This window comes from Bradyrhizobium sp. 142 (assembly GCF_023074015.1).
Classification (GTDB): domain Bacteria; phylum Pseudomonadota; class Alphaproteobacteria; order Rhizobiales; family Xanthobacteraceae; genus Bradyrhizobium.
Genome location: NZ_JADPKQ010000429.1, coordinates 1 through 533, shown reverse-complemented (window position 1 = coordinate 533; position 533 = coordinate 1). Strand labels below are relative to the sequence as shown.

General features: G+C 64.2%; 1 pseudogene. It reads left to right on the top strand.

The window, feature by feature from the left end:
• Positions 1–437 (top strand): annotated as a pseudogene (locus tag IVA82_RS40030) (DDE-type integrase/transposase/recombinase); the annotation flags it as partial.
• Positions 438–533 lie beyond the last annotated feature (96 nt).

The window sequence follows — 533 nt, the reverse complement described above, 5'->3', positions numbered from 1 at the left end:
CGCATCCCGACGGTTACGGCCGCAGCTGGTTCTGCGAACTCTATCGAGCCTGGGAAGGCCGGTTGTCGCCGACGATGCGGCAGGCGCATGTGGCCGGCGAGAAGCTGTTCGTCGATTACGCCGGTACGACGATTGACATCGTCGATGCCGCGACCGGAGAGGTGCATGCCTGCCAGCTGTTTGTCGCAGCCCTCGGCGCATCGAGTTTTACGTACGCCGAGGCAACCTTCACGCAGACGCTGCCCGACTGGATCGGCTCGCACACACGCGCCTTTGTCTTTTACGGCGGTGTGCCGGCGATGGTCGTTTCCGACAATCTGAAGTCCGGCGTCACCAAGGCCTGCTTCTACGAGCCGGGCGTCAATCGTGCCTATGCCGAAATGGCGGCGCATTACGGCACCGCCATTCTGCCGGCCAGGCCGCGACGGCCACGGGAGTGTTTCATACTGCACCTTGTTCTGGCGATTGCGCGGCGATGGAGATGAGCCGGGCCGCGCGGGCGTCGCGCCCTCCGCAGCCTTTGAGTATGGTCT